At 51.7% G+C, this 21,447-nt stretch carries 13 protein-coding genes and 1 pseudogene; 1 reads left to right on the plus strand and 13 read right to left on the minus strand.

Features of this window, described 5'->3' with window-relative positions; translation table 11 throughout:
- Positions 1-31 precede the first annotated feature (31 nt).
- From OEL90_RS06820 to OEL90_RS06860, 9 genes are all read right to left on the minus strand, one after another.
- Positions 32-3,511 (minus strand): AAA family ATPase, encoded by a 3,480-nt coding sequence (locus OEL90_RS06820; RefSeq protein ID WP_300687631.1) that lies wholly within the window; start codon positions 3,509-3,511, stop codon positions 32-34.
- Positions 3,508-4,755, minus strand: a complete 1,248-nt coding sequence (locus OEL90_RS06825) for an exonuclease SbcCD subunit D (RefSeq protein ID WP_291403948.1) — start codon at positions 4,753-4,755, stop codon at positions 3,508-3,510. Before OEL90_RS06825 ends, OEL90_RS06820 begins: the two co-directional genes overlap by 4 nt.
- Positions 4,752-8,561 (minus strand): UvrD-helicase domain-containing protein, encoded by a 3,810-nt coding sequence (locus OEL90_RS06830; RefSeq protein WP_300687632.1) that lies wholly within the window; start codon positions 8,559-8,561, stop codon positions 4,752-4,754. The genes OEL90_RS06825 and OEL90_RS06830 overlap by 4 nt, the downstream gene beginning before the upstream one ends.
- Positions 8,558-12,088, minus strand: coding sequence for a PD-(D/E)XK nuclease family protein (locus tag OEL90_RS06835; RefSeq protein ID WP_300687634.1), 3,531 nt, complete (start codon positions 12,086-12,088; stop codon positions 8,558-8,560). Before OEL90_RS06835 ends, OEL90_RS06830 begins: the two co-directional genes overlap by 4 nt.
- An 18-nt stretch (positions 12,089-12,106) precedes the next feature.
- Entirely contained in the window at positions 12,107-12,850 is a 744-nt protein-coding gene (locus OEL90_RS06840) for a TIGR01906 family membrane protein (protein ID WP_291403974.1), read from the minus strand.
- Positions 12,847-13,314, minus strand: a complete 468-nt coding sequence (locus tag OEL90_RS06845) for a peroxiredoxin (protein WP_291403976.1) — start codon at positions 13,312-13,314, stop codon at positions 12,847-12,849. Before OEL90_RS06845 ends, OEL90_RS06840 begins: the two co-directional genes overlap by 4 nt.
- A gap of 81 nt (positions 13,315-13,395) precedes the next feature.
- Complete coding sequence (locus tag OEL90_RS06850; RefSeq protein ID WP_291403978.1) at positions 13,396-14,613, minus strand: 6-phosphofructokinase; 1,218 nt, start codon at positions 14,611-14,613, stop codon at positions 13,396-13,398.
- 104 nt (positions 14,614-14,717) lie between these two features.
- Positions 14,718-16,292, minus strand: a complete 1,575-nt coding sequence (locus OEL90_RS06855) for a carboxypeptidase M32 (protein ID WP_291403980.1) — start codon at positions 16,290-16,292, stop codon at positions 14,718-14,720.
- A 4-nt stretch (positions 16,293-16,296) separates the two neighbouring features.
- Positions 16,297-17,325, minus strand: coding sequence for an alpha-hydroxy-acid oxidizing protein (locus OEL90_RS06860; protein ID WP_291403982.1), 1,029 nt, complete (start codon positions 17,323-17,325; stop codon positions 16,297-16,299).
- Between the two features lie 243 nt (positions 17,326-17,568).
- On the opposite strand from OEL90_RS06860, the gene OEL90_RS06865 reads away from it, so the two are divergent.
- Positions 17,569-18,066: an SEC-C metal-binding domain-containing protein gene (locus tag OEL90_RS06865; RefSeq protein WP_300687636.1), complete on the plus strand. Its 498-nt coding sequence runs from the start codon at positions 17,569-17,571 to the stop codon at positions 18,064-18,066.
- 148 nt (positions 18,067-18,214) lie between these two features.
- Here the strand turns inward: OEL90_RS06865 and OEL90_RS06870 are convergent, their stop codons facing one another.
- The 4 genes and pseudogenes from OEL90_RS06870 to OEL90_RS06885 all read right to left on the minus strand — a co-directional run.
- Positions 18,215-19,321 carry a mechanosensitive ion channel family protein gene (locus OEL90_RS06870; protein WP_291403986.1) on the minus strand — a complete coding sequence of 369 codons (1,107 nt, stop codon included), beginning with the start codon at positions 19,319-19,321 and terminating at the stop codon, positions 18,215-18,217.
- 2 nt (positions 19,322-19,323) lie between these two features.
- On the minus strand, positions 19,324-20,292 hold the full coding sequence (locus OEL90_RS06875) for a 3'-5' exoribonuclease YhaM family protein (protein WP_291403988.1): 969 nt from the start codon (positions 20,290-20,292) through the stop codon (positions 19,324-19,326).
- Positions 20,293-20,461: 169 nt separating this feature from the next.
- A complete protein-coding gene (locus OEL90_RS06880) occupies positions 20,462-21,202 on the minus strand; it encodes a peptidylprolyl isomerase (RefSeq protein WP_291403989.1) in 741 nt (246 codons plus the stop codon).
- Between the two features lie 39 nt (positions 21,203-21,241).
- Positions 21,242-21,447, minus strand: a pseudogene (locus OEL90_RS06885) (hypothetical protein); the annotation flags it as partial.

Raw genomic sequence — 21,447 nt, forward strand, 5'->3', positions numbered from 1 at the left:
ACATCACATCCAAACCGTTAGTTTCAGACCATCAGTTCACAACAACCTGCACACGGGTACCGGCGACACCAGGCTCAGCCGGTGTTACATCAAGCCTTACCGGGACCCTAGCTTTCAGCGCTTCTACATGGGAGATCAGCCCTACGCTGAGCTGGTCACCAATCAGCGTCTCCAGGGAATGCATCACAACATCGAGCAGCGCCGCGTCCAGACTGCCAAAACCCTCGTCCAGCAAAAAGGTCTCCAGCCTTATTTTGCCTCTGAGCTGCAGCCTGGAGGACATGGCCAGCGCCAGCGCCAGAGATGCCATAAAGGTCTCTCCGCCGGACAGAGATCTCAGATCCCTGCTGACACCGCCCTGATGATGGTCAGATATCCTAAAGTTACCCCGTGAATCCACTTCTAAACGATAACGATTCGCGGTCATGATCATAAGCCTTCTCGAGGCTTCCTTCAAAATGTAGTCCAATTGGTTCATAGCCAAGAATTCAACGAATCTGTTGCCCCTCAGGAGTTTTTGAAGCACTTCAAAATAACCGGCTTCTTGTTTCAAGGTACTCAGCTGCTTTTCCACTGATTTTTTTTGTTCAAGGGATAAAGTCATCACCTTCAAGGATTCCACGGCTGTACTCCTGGCCTCCAAAGCGCGTGTCCATGCCTCCTGGGCTTCTCTCGACACAGTGGCTGCGCTTGCAATTGTCTCCTCAGTGATCACAGCTGCTGCAGAAAGGTCCTTATATTCTTCCATTTTTTCTTTAAGTGTCCGCCCCTGCACCTCATAGTCTTGAATCCATTGATTCAGGCTCTCGACCTCATCTGAATTGAGCAGTGCAGCTCGCCATTGAAGCACATCCAGAAATCCGGCACCTTTCCACTTTTCCTCAAAGTGCTGACGACTTTCCTCAAGCTGATTCGTAGCGGCTTTCAAAGCAGCCTCCGCAGAGATCCAAGCGTTTTTTTGCCGCTCACTTTCCGTCTTTAAGGCATTTCGCTTTGCTTCCTCCAGCGGATATTCAGACTCTGTCACTTCAATCAGTCTGGTTAAACGCTTAAAGGTTTTTTCCAGTTCGTCCACGTCTGTTGCTTCTCCGATCTCTGAAGCCAGGCGGTCCAGCTCTGCTTCAATTTGCTTCAGCGCGCTGACCAGCCGTTCCTTTTCAAGACTTGAAGCATTAACGTTCTGGAGCTGCTTCATCTTCTCTTCATTCCTGCGTTCGCGTTCAGCCTGAATTCTTTGAATCTCGGCCAGCCGCAATTCTGAGTGCAGCTTCTTCTCAGCAAGATCATCGAAAAGCTGCTCGAGTCCTGCATCGACTAATCCCGCCGACTCAGGCCTGCCGTGCCAAGTCTCCAAATAAGTCTGAATCGCCCTTTCCAGCTGCAGGAGAGACTCCAGCGCCATATCTTTTTTGGACTCCAATACCGCTTTTGCCTGTTTCTGAACTGACATTTGTGCCAGATCCCGGTCTGCCTGATCTCTAAGTGCCTTAACCTGACTTTGAAGCGCAGCCTGATCTTTTTTCAGGGCTTCCAGCCTTAACTCGCACGCAGCGCGTTCCTTTTGCTGCAACTCCAGCGACCGGGTAAGCTCGTCACCTTTGGCATCGAGGGCCGCAAGGCGCTCCTGACCGTTCTCACCCTCGACCGCCATCAGCCCCTTACGTTTGTTCAGACTCTCCACCAGCCGGAGCTCTTGGTGTCTTAGGACCGCAATTGCCTGGTCCTCTTCTTCAAACCAGCGCAGCCATGCGTGATCCGCTTCGTCACGGAGGTCAGTCTCATGAAGACTATAGAGGTGCCCGCACACCGGACATGGATCACCCTCATTTAATGTCGTTCTGAGTCTGGCTGCAAGCGACGCGTTGTATTGGTCCCGGCTTTCCTCCAGTCTCTTGGCTCTCTCATGCAGATCCGACCTCAGCGCTTCCAAAGCCTTCTCTTCATCCATTTGATCACGCAGATGACCCTTCAGCGTCTCCAGATCAGAAGTAAGGGCTAAACTCTGACGCTGCGTTTTCTCCTGTTGATCTCTGGATTGTTCACGCCGGACAGTTAACGTCTCAATATCTTCTATGACAGTCTGCAGCTTAGCTTCACTGTCTTTGACCTTCTCCTGAGACTCGCCCAGTGTTTTCTCAAAAAGCGATAATACCTTTTGGCTCTCCTCAAGGGATCTTTCGACCGCCGCTAAGCTTTTCAGTTCCTCAGCCCGTTTGTCCCACTTGCTTTGTACTGCCAAAAAGGCTTCCGCTGCCTTCGAAGACATACCCTCTTTTTCCTGAAGTTCAGACAAATCCCCCAGCTTCTGAGAATACTCTGCCAAGGCTTGATCCAGCACCTCAAGCTTATGGCATTCCACTTCCAAATGAACCCGCTGAGCTTCGACCAAAGTCATATGCTTCTCATGTTCCAGCTTAAGCTGAGACACAGCCTGTCCTTGTACCCATCTGCTCTTGGCCAGCGCAGCCTCATGCTTCATAAGCGGCAGGTTTAAAAAAGCCTGTTCCAGATCCTTAAATGCCACACCATGGGACTCGAAGGCTTCCTTCGCGGCAGCATAATCAGAAGAAGCAGACATCTCCAACCTCTGGCTCTCTTCAAAAAGCCTTTCGCTTTGTCTGAAGTGCCGCTCTGCCTCCGTTGCTGCGGCCGCTTTCCCATGGAGTTCCAGCCGGCTCTTTTTATTCAGGCAGTCACTCCCGGCCTTTTCATGGCGCAGGCTCGCCGCCTTTAAAACCTGCAGCCGCTTCTGACGGTCATATTGCTGAGATAACGCATCATAAACCGCCTTTAGACGCTGCACCTCACGCTCCAGCTCCAATGTCTGCCTGTCCCAATGCGCGGCCGTTTCCTTCAGGAGCGTCAGCTTAGTCTGATCCACATCAGCATAAGCCGCCAGCTGGCCTTCAAGCTGATCCCTCTGGGACTGAAGCCTGCCGAGCACCTTCTTCAGCCGCTCAAGCAGCTTGTCGCCATAGATCTCCAGCCCAAAAAGATTTTGCAGCATATTTCGGCGGTCCTTGGGATCCAGTTGTATGAACTCGCTGAATTTCCCCTGAGGCAGCACCACCATCTTCAAAAACTCGCTGTCACTCAGACCCAGGATATCCTGGATCCTGTGGTTCACTTCATTTTGCTTGTCCTCAACCTGAAGAAGCTCTCCCTCGAGGGTTCGTACCACCAGCCGCGACTGATGGGACCTATAGCCTTCCCCCGACCTTCGGAACACCCTTCGGATCTCAATTTCCCTGACAACGCCTTCTATCGCCGTTCGAAACACGAATTCCAGCTCCGCCTGGTCGCATTCCGTGTTGATAAAATCCTTTGTGCCCCTCGGCATGCTGCCCGGCCCATAGAGGCTCATCACAATCCCGTCAATGATCGTCGATTTCCCTGAACCCGTCGGGCCAAATATCCCAAACAGGCCCTTTGATGAAAGCGCCTCAAAATCAATAGTCTGAGTGGACTCAAAGCTGTTGAGTCCGCCGATGGTCAACCTGACCGGTCTCATACTGCCTCACCGCCCTTTGCATCACCCTCTGACTCTCCCTCTGTGTCTTCTGACCTCAGCAGGGACGCAAAGCGGATCATCAGCTCCGGATCCGGCGGTGCGCCATACTCGCGTTCATAATAGCGGCTGAATAACTCATGAACATCCATGCTCTCCAGGGATACTTCACCGGTAACGCTTCCCGTCTGATCCGGAAAGATAGGCTCAATACTCAGCAAATCCGGGTAGAGGGTCTTTAGCCTTCTGATTTCACCATTGGTCAACGGCTGTCCGGTTTCAATTTCGAGATAAACCCAAGCTTGCCTGTCCGCCTGGCGGATCAGACAGTCCTCAGCCTCCTCAAAGGATCCAGCATGCCAGATTTCAATGGGTTTGAAAAGGGGAATAAAATGCTCCTGAAACTCCAGAGGCAATTCAGCCTTGGTATCAATCAGCGTCACCGACTTGGCATAGCCTGTTTCGCTGCGGCTGTACTGGAGGGGCGAACCGCTGTAACGGCCGCGGCCCTTGAGACCAGCCACTGACTGGGGCTTATGGAGATGACCCAGCGCGACGTAGTTGGCTGACTCCGGAAATGCGTCGCCAAATACCGTATAAGCGCCGCCCCACTGGAGTGTCCGCTCAGAGTCTGAAAGCTCCCCGCCGCTCACAAATAAATGTGAGACCACTGCGCCAAAAGTCTTGTCTGTAAAGTGGGCGGCGCGTTCCTGAAGCAACAGTTTGACGCGTTCAGAGTAAGAAAGCTGCAGCTCTTCTTCTTTGCCGGAAAGCGACATCAGCTCCCCAAGTCTGCTTTCGCTGGGGAAAGGCAGCAGCGCGAGATCCAGTGCGTCGTCCCCAACAGAGACGGCAAGAGCCCCTGGCCCTTTGCCTGAAATGCGGAACCGGCCAATTTGCTGATCCTCCCACTGGTCTGTGACGTCCGTGCACAAAATGACTCCGTGCTCTGCAGCCCAGGAGGCCGCCGCACCTAGACGTACCGGCTGGTCGTGGTTGCCTGACACTATGACTATGAGTCTTCGTCCACCATCGGCCAGCTTTTTGACTTTCTCAAAAAACAGGCGTTCTGCCCGCGCCGGGGGGTTATAGGTGTCATAAACGTCGCCCGCGACCAGGACCACGTCGACAGATTCCCGCTCCGCAATGTCTATGAGGGCTTCCAAAAAGGCAGCCTGCTCCTCCAGGCGGGGCTGAGTTTCGATCAGCCTGCCGAGGTGCCAGTCGGAGGTATGAAGTAATTTCAAGAGAGTTCCTCCTTTTCACGACCTGTAAGTACAATGTTGATCCATTGTTTTAAGTGGGCGGCGTAAAGCCACGCGGCTTCCACACGTCGCCCTGTCAGTTTTTCCAGCGCCTCGGCGTAAAGTCCAAGCTGAGTGCTGTAGCGCTGTTTCAGCAGTGTCACAGCCTCAGGACCGCTGACTCTGTCTGTTTTATAATCCACCACTACCAGGCCTTGTTCATCCTCAAAGTAGAGATCCACGACGCCCTGAATCAGGCTGAACTCTCGTCCTGAGCCGCGTTTTAGAACAAAGGCCTTCTCCCGTTCCAGCACCTGCGCGTCAAGGAGCCTTTGAAAGAGCGGGTGGTCGAAAAAGCCGGCCAGCGCCGGCCATTCAAGATCGTCCGCCAGCGTCTGATCCAGTCTGCCTTCTCTGACAAGTCTCTGCTTTTCTTCATTGAAAACCGATTCTCTTTCTGCCGGTGTTCTTTGGCCCATTTTTGAAAAGTCCATAAACTGGAGTACAGTATGGAACGCACTGCCTCTGGCAGCACCCATGGCCGCTCTGCTTTCCTGCGCCATAAATCTTGGTGTTTCTGTCAGTTCAGGCTTATAGAGGACCTCTAAAGTCATAGCGCGATTCAGCGGGGTCTGACCCAGAGCTTCGAGGGTTTTAAGATCTGAAACACTCACCTTGGAAGGCAAAGCGGAAGCCCGGGCGTCAGTTTGATCCCCATGAGCTTCTTTCAATGTTCGCCCGCTGTCCAGCCGCCGCAGAACAGCGGTATCCAGGACATGGTCTCCGGCCTGCGCCAAAAGATCGTCCAAGGCGCGGTCAGAGGCCGCTTCAAAAGTTTGAGCGCGGATCTGGTCTTCAGCTCGTATCAAATTGAACCCCCAGCGGGCAGCTTCTGAGGCCTCCTCGCCTGCAGCATAAGCCCCCATCCAGTCCAGCAGACACTTTGCCTGGCGCATTGCAAAGGCAAGACAGCCTCTGCCATAGTTGCTGAGGGCTTTGTCGACAAATTTTGTCGACCCGGTGACATATAAGCGGTCCACTGCCCTGGTCAAAGCAACATAAAGTATTCTAAGCTCCTCTGAAAGTGCCTCACGCTCTATTGCTTTCTGAATCGCCAGCTGAGGCAGCGACGTTCTGTAGGTTCGCTTCTCCGCATCGATTTCCTTGAGCGCAATGCCGAGATCTTTGTGAAGCAGCAAATCACCATAAGTGTCTCTCATATTGAATTTCTTTCCAGTATCAGCCAGGAAGACAATAGGAAATTCCAAGCCTTTACTTTTGTGGATACTCATGATGCGGATGAAGTCCTCATCCTCCGAGAGAGTTTTTGGCACCTCCGCACTAAACTCTGAGGCATCCCCCTCTTCGAGGACTTTGATAAAGCCGGATAAATCTCCCCTGAGCGCCGCTTCATAGTCTCCCGCACGCTCGACGAGCTTCATCAGCTGATTGGCCCGGAGTTCTCCCTCCGGCATGGCGCGGGCGTAGTCCAAGAGACCGGTTTCGATCATCAGACGCCAGACGAAATCGCCGACGCGCTCATAAGCAGCATAGCCCGACCAAACTTCAAGGCGCGAAAGAAAGTCCTTCAGTCTGGAGGACAGGCCAGTCTCAGCGCCGGAGCCCTCTTCTGAAAACAGCGTCACAGCGTCTCTGAAGGTTCCCAGGGGAGAGAAAGCGCGTATGGCCGCCAGCTCATCTGTGCCAAAGCCGCCTATAGGCGATCTGAGCACTGTAAGCAGATCGAGATCCAGACGGCTGTTGTCGAGAATCTTCAATAAACTCAAGGCTGCCTGCATCTCAAAGGAGGAGATTCTGGCGCCCACGCCATCTGCCCGGACAGGCAGCCCATATTGGCTCAGTACCTGAACATAGGTTTCAGCGGCAGCTTTGGGTGAGCGCATGAGGATGACAACATCTCTGAAAGCCGGCTTTCTGTTTCGACCCAATTTTGGATCGTAAATGTCCATTTTCAAAGTACCCTTGATCAGATCCGCAACGACGTGTGCTTCCAGTTCGGCATTCTTCATGTAGGACAATGCCTCTTCAAGATCGGGATCCGTTTCATCCGCGCCAGACTCTGATGCCGCAGCCGCCGGTATGGACTCAGAGGCGGCTTCAAATGCGCCTGCTTCAGAGGTCTCGGCGTCACTCCCGGATTTCGCTTTGCCTGTATCAATCAATGTCAACGACAAAGAGGGGAACGCTTCCTTCGGAAATGACAATCCCGGGTTAAGACGGGCGTGGTGGTCATAAACCACTTCGCCCAGGGACAGGTTCATGACCTTCTCAAAAAAGCCGTTGACTCTCTCAATCAGCTCAGGCCTGGTGCGGAAGTTGGCGCTGAGGTCTATAATCCTGTTCCTCGCCCCTTCCTCCCTGGAATAGCTGTTCAGTTTGTCCATGAACAGGGTTGGATCCGCCAGCCTGAACTTGTATATGCTTTGCTTGACGTCGCCGACCAGAAAGACGTTGTCTTCCCTGGCGATCGCCCTGACCACCGTCTCCTGGACCAGGTTTGAGTCCTGGTACTCATCCAGAAACAGGTGGTCGAACTTGTCTCTGTACATGCCGGCAATTTCCTCATCCTTGAGTATATCAATGGCGAGGTGCTCAAGGTCATAAAAATCTATGACCCCGGCTTCTTTCTTCAGCAAACCGTAATTTTCCTCCAGCGAGATCACCAATTCAGAAAGCGCCCGGGTTCCGGGCAGCAGTCTGCGAATGGATTGATCCAGCGCGTCGGGGGATTGTGAGAAAAAGTGCTTTCCAAGGCGCTTGATATAATCCTTAACCAGGTCTCTGCGCTCCTGGACTGCATCTTTCAGCGCCGGGTCCACCTGTTCGGCTTCCGCACCCCGAATGGGCTTCAGTTTGTCAAACTTGAGATCCGCCAGTGACTCATAGGCGGCGGCATAGCCTGCTTCCATACTGTCCATGAGATTTTCCAGCAGCTCAAGATCTGACCGGATTGCAGGGAGATAAGCCATGGGGCCGCATGGATCCATACAGAGCTGCTCCGTTTCTCTGTGAGATTCCATCAAGCCCTCCAGCTCCTCAGAAATCATCTGCAGCAGCGCTTTCAGCCAAAGGCTGTCCTGCGCTTCGTGAACCTCCAAAGCCTCTGTCTGGCTCACCAGCCAGGCTTTCGGGTCCGGCTGGGATTGTATAAAACCGTGGACATTCCACAAAAGGGCTTCAATTTTTTCATCTGTGCGGTTGCCTGAAAACGCTTCAATAAATTGGCTGAAGTCAGGGGACATAGCCTCGTAAGCTGCCTCCAAAGTCAGCATGGCCGCCTCTTCCCGCAGGGATTTGAGCAACGTTGCGTCACCAACCCTAAAGGCCGGATCCATGTCCACTTTATAGAAGTGCTTTCGGACCAGGTCGTTGCAGAAGGCATGCAGCGTCATGATGTAGGCGCTGCCGGCGCGCTCCAGCTGTTCTCTCAGCCACAGCGCGTCTGCGCCCGGCTCCCTCAGTTTTGCGGACAGGGCTCTGATAATCCGGGTGCGCATTTCCCCTGCTGCCGCGTTGGTGAAGGTCACTATGAGCATGTTTCTAATAGGGATTCTGTCCTCGGCAATCAGCTGCAGGATGCGTTCGACCAGCACGGCAGTTTTCCCCGAACCGGCAGCCGCTGAAACCAGGAGGTTCGCATTTCTGGAGCGGATCGCGCTGTCCTGATCCGGGGTCCACTTGACTTCTATCCGAGGGTTGGATGGAACGACAGATTGGACTGCGCTCCGAGGTGAAGCCTGCGCCCCGGACAGACCATTCGAATTTGGAGTTTCTGCTGAACCACTCATGACTTCACCTCCTCTTCCCGTTTATCATGCTCGACCAGGGTGCTTTCCTCCCGGGACTGACTCCCCCCGGCTCCGTAGTCATCCATCCACTGGGTGCCTTTTAGCTTCTTCAGATTTCTGTAGTGGTTGCCCCCGTAAGTCAGGTCAAACTGACAGATGCCCATGAGATCACAATAATCACAGGCGGTTTTCGATCCGAACCTGTAAGGCGCCACATCTATGTCCCCTTTTAAGATCTCAGTGCCAAGGGCTGCTATTTTGTCCCGGACATACCGTCTGAGACTTTCGAAGGTCGAGGTTTCAAGGACGCCGGAGCCGGCAGTCGGCGTTCCGTCTCTTTTGAGTTCGAATGGAATTCTGACAGATTTCGTTTCGGACTCCAAAGTCTGATCGAGGCGCTTCGCCATCTCCGAGCCGCCTATAATAAGTCCGTTGAGCTTAAGTTTTTTCAAGAGCTCCCGCTCGACATCCTCTTCCCTGACACTTTCGAGATCAACCATAGGGTCATCTATTTTAAAGTAAAAGAGACCCCCGGGGTAAACCTGCGGCATGGCGGTCAGAATCGACGGATCATTGAGAACCGCATCCATGTAGGCGACCAGCTGGAGCTGGAGGCCGTGGTGAATTTTGGAGAGATCCAGGGTCTCAGCGCCGGATTTATAATCGACTATTTGTACAAAGGCCACGCCTTCATCCGTTTCACACAAATCTATCCTGTCGATCCGCCCTTCCAGCAATAGCCGCTGTCCGTCAGCCAGCTCAATCAGAATAGGAGGAAGGCTGTCCGGACGGTTTGAGGAAAAAGCGAGCTCAAAGGCTTTAGGCTTAAAATGGCTGTGAGCCAGGTGATCCAAAATGGTCATTGCCGCTCTCGTCCCGGTGCGTTTGACGCGCCTCAGGACATAGCGATTCCGTTCAGAGTTTGCAAATACGGACCTGCCATGGCGTTCGACGCTTTCGTCCACGATTTGACCGATCAGCGCTGCGACTTCTTCCTGGGTCTGGGGGGCGTTCTCGTGACCATCGGCCAAAGCTCTGAGGGCAAAGCTTTCAACTGCGCTGTGGAACAGCCGGCCCACTTCCGGAAGATCCACCTCATAGGGCACCACCCGCGCGGGTCTGAGGCCAAAATCCACGAAATGCTTAAACGGACAGGCGGCAAAGCGCTCCAGCCTGGAGATGCTGGTGGTCAGCGGCACGCCGAAAAGCGTCTCTGTTGCGGCCTGAGAGAGCGGCTTAGGCCGATTGTTGTGGTGAAAGGCTTGTCTCAGCTGGCGCGCGCGTGCTTCAAAGGCAGGTTGGGATTCGAAATGTCGCAGCATAGCAGCCCATTCCAATTCCGGCCGGGACTGTCTGCCATCCAGCCACTCGCGAATCTGCCTGGTTATAGGCGCGATCACCGCATTGTAGTTGGACGCCCGGGCAGATGGCGACAACTCATCCAGCCGCAGGTGCTCAATTTTGATTTGAGGAAATAAACTGTCAAGCCTGTCGAGCAGATAGGACGGCCGCAAACTCCGCCCCATGCCATCCGCAAAAGCACAGCTCACATAGAGCGCCTCAGAAGGCTTCGCCATGGCCAAATGGATAGAGAAGGATTCATTCATAGAGAGATAGTCGCTGATGGATTTCAGGTCCAGCTGACACGCGCGGAGGCTCAGCTTTTCTTCCTCGGTGAGAAGTCCGCTGCCGTCCCGGTTGGAGGGCAGGATCCCATCTGCAGCGCCCACGAGAAAGAGCGCCTTGATGGGGTGGCTTCGGGAGTGCTCCACTTTGCCAATCAAGACCGTATCAAAGTCCTGAGGCAGCATACCCGTTTCATAGGCGGCAAAACCAGCTTCCAGGATCGCCCTGTAATCGCCCAGTTTCATGGCGGTTTCAGGAGACACCGACACAATCTGGTCGAGGAGGTCGGAGATCATATTCCACCCCTGGATGAGCTCGAAGGCTGCTTCAAAGCCGCTTTGGGATCCAATTTCCCCCATGCGGACTTCATAGCGCTCCCGAACGCCGGAATTGACGAGCCAATTAAAGAGGGCCGTACTATAACCTGCTGCGGAATCCGTTTCTTTAAAAGCCGACTCGAACGCTCCAATGACATGCGCCAACTTTTCCCTGAGAGGTTCCAACTGGGCATCCTCAACCGGAATCTTCCACCGTTTGCCGCGGATCCCATTCTCAATGGCAAAGATCTCCAGCCGCTCCCATTCCTCTTTTTTGAGATCTGTCAGACCCGTTTTGAGGCCTCTGAACAATGGTTCCAGTCTAAAATCCTTCTGGTAGGCTTCGAGCATGGCAAGGATCAGCCTGGCAAGGGGATTTCCTACGATATCCCGCCGGTTGTCATGGAAGGTTGGAATCTGATACTGATTGAATACCCGCGTCAGAAGGTCGTCATAAATCTCAGGGGCATTGCTGACTACGGCGACATCCGAATAGCGGCAGCCCTGCTCAGCGACCAGCCTTCCAATTTCAAGGGCCACAAATTCCGCCTCGTCCCAGGTGGTATCAAAGGTCATGAGGCGAATCCCCTCCGGGACCCCTTCATAGAGGACCTGCGGGAATTCAAAGAGCTGCTGCTCTATATGCCGGAGCGGATTTTCAGGCTCATGGGGCGTTGGCATGTGTGTTGATGTAAATCCGCAGCCCGTTTCCTGAGCTATGGCTTCAAGCCGCCTGTAGGTTTCAGCCGTCGCCAAAAAAATCCCCGACTGCGTCAGATGCTCCGGATCCAAAGTCAACGCAACTCGTAAGGTTTTACAGTTTCTGGAAAGGCTCTCAATCAGTTTGAACTCCTGACCGGTAAAGCCTGAAAATCCGTCGATGCATACCGTAGAACCGGCGAGGCCCGCAAGCGTTGAGACGCGTTCTGCCGCCAGGTCATAGCGGTCCTCCTCGTCCATGAGCGTCCCGGATTTAAGCGCTTCAAACCGTTCAAAGACAAGTGCTATATCGTTGATTTTGGCTGCGGTCAGCCTGGGCAGACCCTCACCGGAATCCCGAAGCTTGGCCGGTCCTATGCCCGATCGCTTCAGCTCAGCAAGAAAGTCGCCCATCATAGTTATAAATCCGGGCTTTCGGTGCGCGGACCGGTAAGCTTCCAGACGATCGGCAGACTCCAGCAGAATGCGTTTGAGCAGCATGTGCCGTCCAAGCTCGTCCAGATACAGCTGCTGACTGGCCTGGGTGGATTCGAGCACCCTGTCCACCAGTTTTCTAAAACTGAGGACCTGTACCCTGAGCAGGCCTTCCAGGTTCTGATAGCTGATCAGCTCCCGTTCCGCCTGAAGCGTGAACTGCTCCGGTACGATCAGCCAAACTGTGTTGCCAAGATCCCCCGTCACGCCCGAGTCGCTTTCCAATTGAGCGAGAAGCTCATAGATCCCTTTTGTCTTGCCGCTGCCGGAGCGGCCTGTTACCACCTGAATCAATTGCTGCACCCCACTTTTCAAGCCTGTATTACAGGTAAAAGAAACCAGGAGGAAGACGGTGACAATAGGAAGTCTGGAGAGCGACTTCCGCTGCACGATCTTCCTCCCGTTTTGCTACGCTCGCCTAAATCGCCCTGCGCGCTTCGAACTCCTTAAAAAAATGGTGCCGATGGTCACCAGTACGACATTCAAACCAATATAAAGTCCGAAGATCCGAATGGCAATATCCACAAAAAATTGTTCTTGTAGAATCACAATCAGCAAATCCGTTTTGGGATTGAGAAGCCACAAGTCATTGTCGAAAAAGAGTTCATGAAACAACGTGAAGTATTTCGTGAAGTCAATGGTGATCAACAGCAATAAAAATCCGGCTGCTGCAATACCCAGCACACCAGCGCCAATCAAACCCCGGTAAAGCAGGGCGCGGTCCCTGCTGAGCTGCAGGGCGACAAAGGCAGACAGGGCAAAGGCCGCAATGGCGATCATTTTGATTCTGCCATTCAGTTGAAAGAGCACCAAAACGTCCACCATATGGGTCTGCTCCCGATCATTAAAGAGCTGAACCTGCCTCCCGTTTCTTTCAACTTCAAATTGAAACTCAGGCTCCTGTCCTTTGAGATAACCAATGATCATGTCCGAGACGCCGCCCAGCTCTTCCGCAGTCAGCCCAGTAAGTTCGGTCGTGCCTAGTTTTTCAAACTCCTGGTCATAATAACTGCGACTCATTGAAAAGACATCAATGCTCAGGCTCAGTATAAATAAATTTGCTGTGACTGCCATAATCAGGACAAGAAGCCATTTTGCCGCACTTGGCAATTCAATTGCCGGTCCCTGCTGTGGTACTGACGATATTCTCATTGAATTTTCATTGCCTCCAACACTTGTTCAGCATGTCCCGCCGCTTTTACGCCTCTAAAGACGTGGATCAGTTTCCCGGATTCGTCAAAGACAAAAGTGGATCGGTCGACACCCATGACATCCTTGCCATACATCTTTTTCGCCTTCATGACGTCAAAATAGTGATGGGCGGTCTGATCAGGGTCACTAAGAAGTACAAAATTCAAATCCTGCTTTTCAATAAACTTAAGGTGAGATTTGACAGAGTCCCTGCTGATCCCGACAACCTCGGCATTCAAAGCTTCAAAAGCTTCTTTCAGTGCCCGAAACTCGAGCGCTTCCTGCGTTCAGCCTGAGGTGCTGTCTTTGGGATAGAAAAAGAGCACCAGTTTTTTCCCTTTGGCTGCATAATCAGACAGTTTGACGGCTTCGCCCCCACTGCCTTCAAGCACTAGTTCAGGCACTGCTGCACCGATCTCGATCATAAAATTGCCTCCTTCATATGGATGACGCCAGACACGCCGTGAATGAAGCGGGCGTCTGACGTCATCTTGCTGACAGCCGTTTTATTTGTTGAGGACTTTGTCGACTCTTGGCGCTCTGAGACGGTGTGCCTGCTCAAAGCCGGAGCCTATCAAAGGTCTCAGGTAATATTTAAAATCGTCAGTAACGTGGTTGCCGGCGAGGTTGATGTACTCATCCGGCATCAGGCGGGTCTTGGCCGCAACGGTTTCCAGAGGCACCAATTTGTAGTCCACAGAGTAAAAACCGGTTCTCTCAATGGCAATTGAACCGTCGACGCGATTCCAGATCGCGAATTGAGCAGCTTTTTCGCCGACTTCGCGCGCCTCTCTCTGGTCGACATCTGAAACGCAGCCCAGGAAGGATCTTTGCAGGTAACCAAAGGTATCTGCCCTGACGCGGCTGATATTCAGTTTTGTTTTGATGAGATCCGCCAGGTAATCGCCCAAGACGCCGGATCCGGAGAGTTGAACATTGCCATGAGCGTCAAACTCCTGCTTCATGCCGGAATGCTGGCTGATAGGTTTGCCGTTTGCGTCCACAACCCCTTCAGAGATCGCGATAATGCAGCGGCCATACTTATCATAAGTCTCCTTGACGTCCTTCAGGAAGTTATCAACGTCAAAGGTGCGCTCCGGCAAATAGATGAGGTGCGGACCATCATCCGGATACTTCTGAGCCAAAGAGGCCGCTGCCGTCAGGAAGCCCGCAGAACGGCCCATGACAACGCCTATGTAGACGCCGCCCATGGCGCGGTTGTCCAGGTTAACCCCTGAGAAAGCGCTGGCGACATAACGGGCTGCAGACCCATAACCCGGGGTATGGTCGTTCATCATCAGATCGTTGTCAATAGTTTTCGGAATATGAATCGCCCTGAATTCATAATTGGCGATTTCTGCGTATTGATTGACAATCCGGACCGTGTCGCTTGAATCATTGCCGCCAATGTAGAAGAAGTAACGGATGTCATGCGCTTTCATAGTTTCAAACATTTCGCGGCAAAACTTTTCGTCAGGCTTGATGCGTGTCGACAAAAGCGCTGAGGACGGCGTCTTGGCGACCTGCTCCAGATTATGAGTCGTCTCCTGTGTCAGATCGAGAAAATTCTCGTTGACTATGCCTTCTACACCATGCTCAGCCCCGTATACCTTTGTGACCTGGCTGAATTTTCTGCTTTCAAGAACAGCGCCTACCAAGGATTGATTTATGACCGCCGTAGGGCCGCCGCCTTGAGCGACTAAAACTTTTCCTCTTAATTCCATAAATGATCGCCTCCTAAAATGACATTTGAACTATTGATACCCGAAAAGTCATCAAATTGACATTCTCAGGAAAACTTTGTTGCTGCGTTTCAGCGAAACTTTTATCAGATGCCATAGCGTTCTTTGTATTTCGCTTTCAGATCCTGGATGTAGTAGCTGGGATCAAAAGGCTTACCGGTAGCTGCCTCTATGAGCTGCTCCGGCTTTAGCCGTTTGCCGTGGCTATGCACATGAAGTGTCAGCCACTCCAAAATATCGCCAAAGTCCAGAGATCTCAGCGCCCGTTCCACATCGACCTCCTGTTTCATGAAATGCAGGAGCTGTGACGCATAGGCATTCCCCAAAGCGTAGGATGGGAAATAGCCAATAAGACCGGCTGCCCAATGGACATCCTGAAGCACCCCTTCCCCATGATGGGCAGGCTCCACGCCAAGATAGTCCCTCATCAAGCGGTTCCAAGCCTCCGGCAGGTCCTCAACTTCCAGCGCCCCTTCAAAAATGGCTTTTTCAAGTTCATAGCGCACCATGATATGCAGCGAATACGTCAACTCATCTGCTTCAATCCGAATCAAAGTCGCTTCGACACGATTGATTGCTTCTATGAACGTGTCAAGCGGTATGTCATCCAGCGCCGGGCTGAACTCTGCCTGCATTTCATCGTACAGCTTTCTCCAAAAGGCTTTGCTTCTGCCAAAAGCATTTTCAAACATCCGCGACTGAGATTCATGGACCGCCGAGGACGCACCTCCGTCCAAACCAGTATTGGCAAGAATTCTATCAAAATTTTGTTCATAGATGCCATGCCCGCCTTCATGAAGGACACTGAATATGGAGGAAATGAATTCCTGCTCATAGTAATGGGTGGTCATTCGAACATCATCTATGGACATAGCATTCGTAAACGGATGCTCACTTTCCTTCAGAAAGCCCCGGTTCAGGTCAAAGCCTATGACCTCCAGCAACCGTCTGGAAAACGCCTCCTGTTTCTCCTTTGGAATCGCCCTGGAAAGAAAATCATAGTGCTGCGGGTTTTCGGAGATCTTCTCCCTGATTCCGCTGAGCAGCGGCACTATTTCCGCTCGAAGCTCGCCAAAAAAGCGATCCAGTTTTTTGACCGTCATTCCCGGTTCAAACATTTCAATCCAGGCATCATATGGATGTTGATCATACCCGATGTATTCTGAGAATCTCCTCGCAGTATCAAAAATGATTCTGTAATGGGACTTAAATCCCTCAAAATCACTTGCCCGCTTTGCCTCTTCCCATTCCACTTCTGATTTCGAAAGAAAAGTCATGAACTCAGTATAATCGTCCTTAGGAATTTTTTCTATTCGCTTGAGTTCAATCAGCCACTCCCTGGCAATGTCCCCTTCAAGGGTTCCCGCCTCCCGCGAAAATGCTTCCAGCAGCACCCTGAATTCAGGGTCCACGAGGAAACGATAGTGTTCGCGCGTCAAGACGCCATAACCTTTGCTCCTGAAGCCCACGCCCGCGATTGGCGCGCCGCTCACCGTCTGGTCCCAATTAATGGTGTTCATGGCCAGCCGGTAAGCAGACAATATTTCAAGAAACTCATAAAGTTTCTCCTGACAGGTCCGGCGTTCCTCGGTTGAATGCCAGAGTTCTTGGCTGGTCAGACTGCCGGTTCTATGATCAGAGCTGCTCTCAGGTCTGTCCATACAATCAGCGCTCCAGTCTCACACAGACCTTATCCCGAGTGATTTCGCCGATGGTCCCGGCCCCCGTCATCAGCATAGCCTCTGTCAATTCTGCCTTAAGCTTATTCAAATACAGCCCGACACCCTCTTCAGCCCCGCCATAAACGGCATAGGCGAACGGCCTGCCGATCAAGACGCCCTGGGCGCCCATAGCAATGGCTTTGAAGACATCCAAGCCTGTACGGAATCCCCCGTCGACCAGGATCGTCATCTTCCCGCTGACTGCCTTTACTATATCCGGCAGCACTTCAATGGTCGACGGCGTTTCATCCAGCACCCGCCCGCCGTGATTGGAGACAATAATGCCGCTGGCGCCGGCTTCAAGTGCTTTTTTTGCGCCTTCAACTGTCATGATCCCCTTCAGGATAAACGGCACTTTGATCTGCGCAATAATTTTTGAAAGGGTTTCAACCGACATAGGTGCCACCGGTTTCCCCTGTGCCGCCAAAATAGCAAGTCCGGCAGCGTCGATATCCATTGCTACCGCGAGCGCGCCCGAGGCCTCGGCCATCTTCGCCTTATTAAGGACCTCTTCGTAACTCCAAGGCTTGATTGTAGGAATACCCCAGCCTTCGAGCTCATAGATGGCTTCAATTGTCCCCTGGAACACTTCATCCTTTACGCCGTCCCCCGTGAATGCCACCGTTCCGGCTGAGTGGCAGCCCTTCAGCAAGGCGCTGGAATAGGACAGATCGTCATATAAGTCGCTATAGTGAAGGCCAACTGCGCCAATAGGCGCCGCATACACCGGCAGATCCACCGTCTTTCCAAAGAGCGTCGTTTGGGTGGATACCGCTTTTGGGTCATAGATGGTATCCATTTGGAGGCGGATCTTTTTTAAGTCCTGGTAACTTCTGATGAATCCAAGTCCTGAGCCTTTTCCGCCCGGCCCCGGGATCATGCCCCTGCATGCGATGCCGTTGCATTCCGGACAAACTTTGCAATAAGGACCAATATTCTGCTTCGCATTGTTCAACACTTCCTGATAATTCATCACTCGGTCACTCCTTAGGTTAGACTCACTTGAGGAACCATACCCTTGTTCCATTCAATAAAAGTATACCAAATTCTCAGACAGGAAGACATAGAAGGATGACATCGGGCCCGCCTCATCTCCTACATTTTCAGGTTGCTTCTGTTCTAAGCTGCAAAGGTATGATATAATGTCAAGCGGTTAAGCTCGAAAAACGCACGCCATCTGGCGAAATAAGGCAAGACATTGAAGGGAGTTTTAAGTTTGAAACTATACGAAGCATGGGAAGCGCTCGCCGCACAAGAGCGCAGCGAAAAGGAGCATCAGTCCTTCTGGCAGGCGTACCTCCTCAAGGAGCAGCACAACTACGAAAAAATGCTGGGCGAAAAGAACACCAAGCTCACAGGCACTATTGCGGAACTCGCAGAAGCAAACGACATGGATGCCGTTACTTTTGCCGGCTTCCTGGACGGGATCAATACAAGTCTCGTCGAGGCTGTCACTTTAGAGGATCTGGAAGAAACCACTGCCATTGATGCAGAAGTGGATTTCGAAAAACTCTACTTCAACATGCTCGACGCAAAGGCAGAATGGCTCTATAATTTGCCAGCATGGGAAGAGATCCTGTCCGAAGAGGAGCGCAAGGAGATCAAAAAAGAGTTCAACAAGTCGAAAACTGTGGTCAAAGATGCCAAAATTGGCAGAAATGATCCTTGCCCATGCGGCAGCGGAAAGAAATACAAAAAGTGCTGCGGCGCATAGCCCTTTAGCGCTTATAGTCTCTAAAAGATTAAGTGACCTTGGTAAGACCGGCTAATAACTGCCATTCTTATCAAGGTCACTTTTTTTCAAAGTTGGAAGGAAGCCTGAGTCGATAGGCATCAGCCGCAGACACCGGTTTCCGCTTAAATTATTTTGCCGCCTCAGCTGTCTCCATGTAGATGCTGAGACTTGGAAATGCCGGCGATGTGCCGACTTCTTTCATGATTTTCATGACACTCAGCTGAATCCTCTCCCTGATTTCAAAAAAGAGGGCCAGATCGTTGGTGTTGATAAAGCAGTTCACTAGAACATCCAAACTGCTGGCGCCAAATTGATCGAAGCGAACAATCCGTCCATCCTGCAACACCATGTCCTCAGTGTCAAAATAGCTGAGGATCCTGTCTCTGAGGTTTTCAAGATCCTCAGGCCCGGCATCATAGGTCACGCCCAAAGTAAACCTGAGGCGTCGGATTCCCCTGCGTGTGAAGTTTGAGATAGGATTGTTGGCCATAATGGAATTGGGCACCACGACGACTTCTTTCGTCGCCGTTCTGATTCTCGTGCTGCGGAAAGACAATTCCTCGACTTCACCTTCTACGCCGCTGCAGGAGATCCATTCCCCAATGTCATACGGCCTGTCCATGATCAGCGTCATCCCCGCGATCATATTGCCCAGCGTGTCTTTGGCCGCCATGGCAAAGGCAAGGCCCGCAATGCCCAGTCCGGCAATAAAGCCGTTGACGTCAAAGAATTCACTCGCCGCCATGCCAATAGCCAGTACCATGATCAGCGTTCGAATCACTTTGACCGTCAGCTGCTTCACGAGTACGGTTGAACCGAGATTCAAGCGATCGTCCAACTTGAAGAGCACGCTCGAATAAACCCTGTCCAGATTGTAAAAACCTGTTGCCATGGTTAAGATCACGACCACACGCATGAGTTTGTCCACAAATCCGGAAGCCGCAGCCAGCGGGAGATACTGGATCATCAAATACTTATAAGCCAGGTAGAGGCCTAAAAAAACAAACAGATACTTCAACGGTTTTTCAAATGCTTTTACTATAGACTCATAAACCTCGCTATCCATCTTTTTCGCCACGACCCGCAAAAGCTTGAACAGCAGTTTCTCAAGCAGTCTATGACCCGCCACAAAAACTAGGACAATGCCCGCAGCGATCAGCGCGTTCCACCCTATTGAGGGCAGACCCGTACCCATGCCAAACGCGGCAGACAAAGCGGCTGCGACTTCAATCATGCTTACTCTTCCTCCTCAATTGCATAGGATGGCTTATAGACTCTCCTGTAGTCAATGGATTGAACTCCGTCACTGAAAGTTCCCGGCGCAATGCCGTCAACAGCCTTGGCCATGTCGTACATACGTGCGTCGATCATATCCAGATAATGAAGAAGCTCTCCTTCAGGTATACTCGGCTTTTTAGGACTGCCATACTCAGGCTCATAATGATGCGTCAAAATTAAATGCTGCAGCAGCAGAGAAATTTCACGTTCAAGTCCAATCTCCTCGGCCAGGTTATCAATAGTCTTGATGCCCATGATAATGTGCCCCAGAACTTGGCCTTCAAAGGAATACGAACTGACAATCCCGAGCTCATCCGCCTCCATCTCATTGATCTTCTCAATGTCATGAAGAATTACACCGGCGTACAGGAGATCCTTGTCCAGATTCCCATAGATCCCACAGAGGACTTTTGCGCTTCTGAGCATTCTGAGCACATGATACAACAGCCCTGATCGAATGGAGTGATGATGTTTCTTGGCGGCAGGATAAATTTCAAATTTGTCTGCATACAGCCCTATAATTCGCTCCACGAGTTCGCGCAGCTTCTCTTTTTCAATTTCAGCGATATAGCCCCAAAGCTCCTGCATCATGGCCGCACTGGATTCAGGCGCGCTCTGGACGAGCATCTCCACTTTGACCTCGTCGGCCGGCTCACTGAGCCGCATCTTGGTCACCTTCATCTGAAGAGAACTCTGCCAGCTCGTCACGGTGCCACGAATTTTGACGACATCCCCCGCCTTGAACATGCCGACCAAATCTTCCGGCAAGTCCCAGTACTTTGAGTTGATTTCTCCGGAACTGTCAGAAATAGTAAAATCCAGATATTTTTTGTTGTTGGTTGATGTCTTCAGATTCAGACTCCTGATTAGGAAAAATCCCTGGATTTCCTCACCGGCCTCAAAGTTTCTAATCGTTTTCTCACTCATCACAATCCTCCCGGATCCTTAAACAAATAGTTATTACGCCGGTGTTTAAAGCTTTGAAGGCTTTCTCGTCAAACAGATGACTTTGAAGCACTTCAACCATTTTCAATTTAACTGCTTAAACACCGGAGCAACAGGAACCCCTGTTTTAGACAGGGGTTCCACAAGTGGTCTATTTTCGCTCTATTGGATACGATGCCTTGAGCGCATTCACATGATTCATATAAACACTGGACTGCTTTCTCATGACCAATTCACGGTGAAGATCATCTCTGACCTCTTCGAGTGACATTCTTCCCACTTCATCCCTCTCAGTCACTTCAATCAAGTGGTATCCAAATTGAGTCTGGACCGGTGCGCTCAGCTCGCCAATCGCAAGTGTAAATGCTGCCTCTTCAAACTCAGGCACCATCTGGCCCTTGCCAAACTTGCCAAGGTCGCCGCCCTGTTCTTTGGAAGGACACATGGAGTGCGCTTTTGCCGCATCAGCAAAATCTTGTCCGTTCTTTATGGAAGCCGCGATTTCCTCAGCTGATTCAAGTGACGGAACGAGGATATGTCTCGCACGAACGCCGCCTTCTGTCTCAAATGCTTTTGGATTCTCGTTGTAGAACGCCTGAAGCTCCTCTTCGCTCACTTCAACAGCATCCAGGAGATTTCGGATGGCAAAACGCTTAAGAAGATTCGCTTTTTCGCGTTCAACCTCTTCCAGAAATGCCGGCGACTGGTCAAGCTTCTGATTCAAAGCTTCTGCATAGAACAACTCCTGGTGGATCAATTCGTCCACGAGGCGCGATTCACCTTCAGGTCCCTGAAAATTTGCGGCCTGCGGCCCTATCTGCATTTTGAGTTCTTCTACGTCCTGACGCGTGATTTCACGTCCGGCTACGATGGCGAGTACTTGATTTTGCATGATGAATCTCCTTTTCTGTAAATGAATTTGTTGTGTTGACTACTTTTGGAGCATTTCCTTCAACTTGGCGAACAGGAATTCTTTGAGGGGCATGTCCTCAATTTCCGGGCCGTTTCCATCTATAACCCCTGCAATTTTGAAGAAGTTGACATAGAGATGATTCCCGGCTTTGTAAACCGTATCTATGTGACCCGGAAGAAAAACGACATCCAGCTGCTCAATAGTTTCATCAGTTTCCAGAGCTG

The sequence above is a fragment of the Acidaminobacter sp. genome (assembly GCF_030247605.1).
In the GTDB taxonomy this organism is placed as follows: domain Bacteria; phylum Bacillota; class Clostridia; order Peptostreptococcales; family Acidaminobacteraceae; genus Acidaminobacter.

Excerpts from the sequence above, each read along its gene's own strand:
- OEL90_RS06820 (WP_300687631.1), bottom strand. The coding sequence starts at position 3,511 with ATGAGACCGGTCAGGTTGACCATCGGCGGACTCAACAGCTTTGAGTCC.
- OEL90_RS06830 (WP_300687632.1), bottom strand. The coding sequence starts at position 8,561 with ATGAGTGGTTCAGCAGAAACTCCAAATTCGAATGGTCTGTCCGGGGCG.
- OEL90_RS06840 (WP_291403974.1), bottom strand. The coding sequence starts at position 12,850 with ATGAGAATATCGTCAGTACCACAGCAGGGACCGGCAATTGAATTGCCA.
- OEL90_RS06850 (WP_291403978.1), bottom strand. The coding sequence starts at position 14,613 with ATGGAATTAAGAGGAAAAGTTTTAGTCGCTCAAGGCGGCGGCCCTACG.
- OEL90_RS06855 (WP_291403980.1), bottom strand. The coding sequence starts at position 16,292 with ATGGACAGACCTGAGAGCAGCTCTGATCATAGAACCGGCAGTCTGACC.
- OEL90_RS06860 (WP_291403982.1), bottom strand. The coding sequence starts at position 17,325 with ATGAATTATCAGGAAGTGTTGAACAATGCGAAGCAGAATATTGGTCCT.
- OEL90_RS06870 (WP_291403986.1), bottom strand. The coding sequence starts at position 19,321 with ATGATTGAAGTCGCAGCCGCTTTGTCTGCCGCGTTTGGCATGGGTACG.
- OEL90_RS06875 (WP_291403988.1), bottom strand. The coding sequence starts at position 20,292 with ATGAGTGAGAAAACGATTAGAAACTTTGAGGCCGGTGAGGAAATCCAG.
- OEL90_RS06880 (WP_291403989.1), bottom strand. The coding sequence starts at position 21,202 with ATGCAAAATCAAGTACTCGCCATCGTAGCCGGACGTGAAATCACGCGT.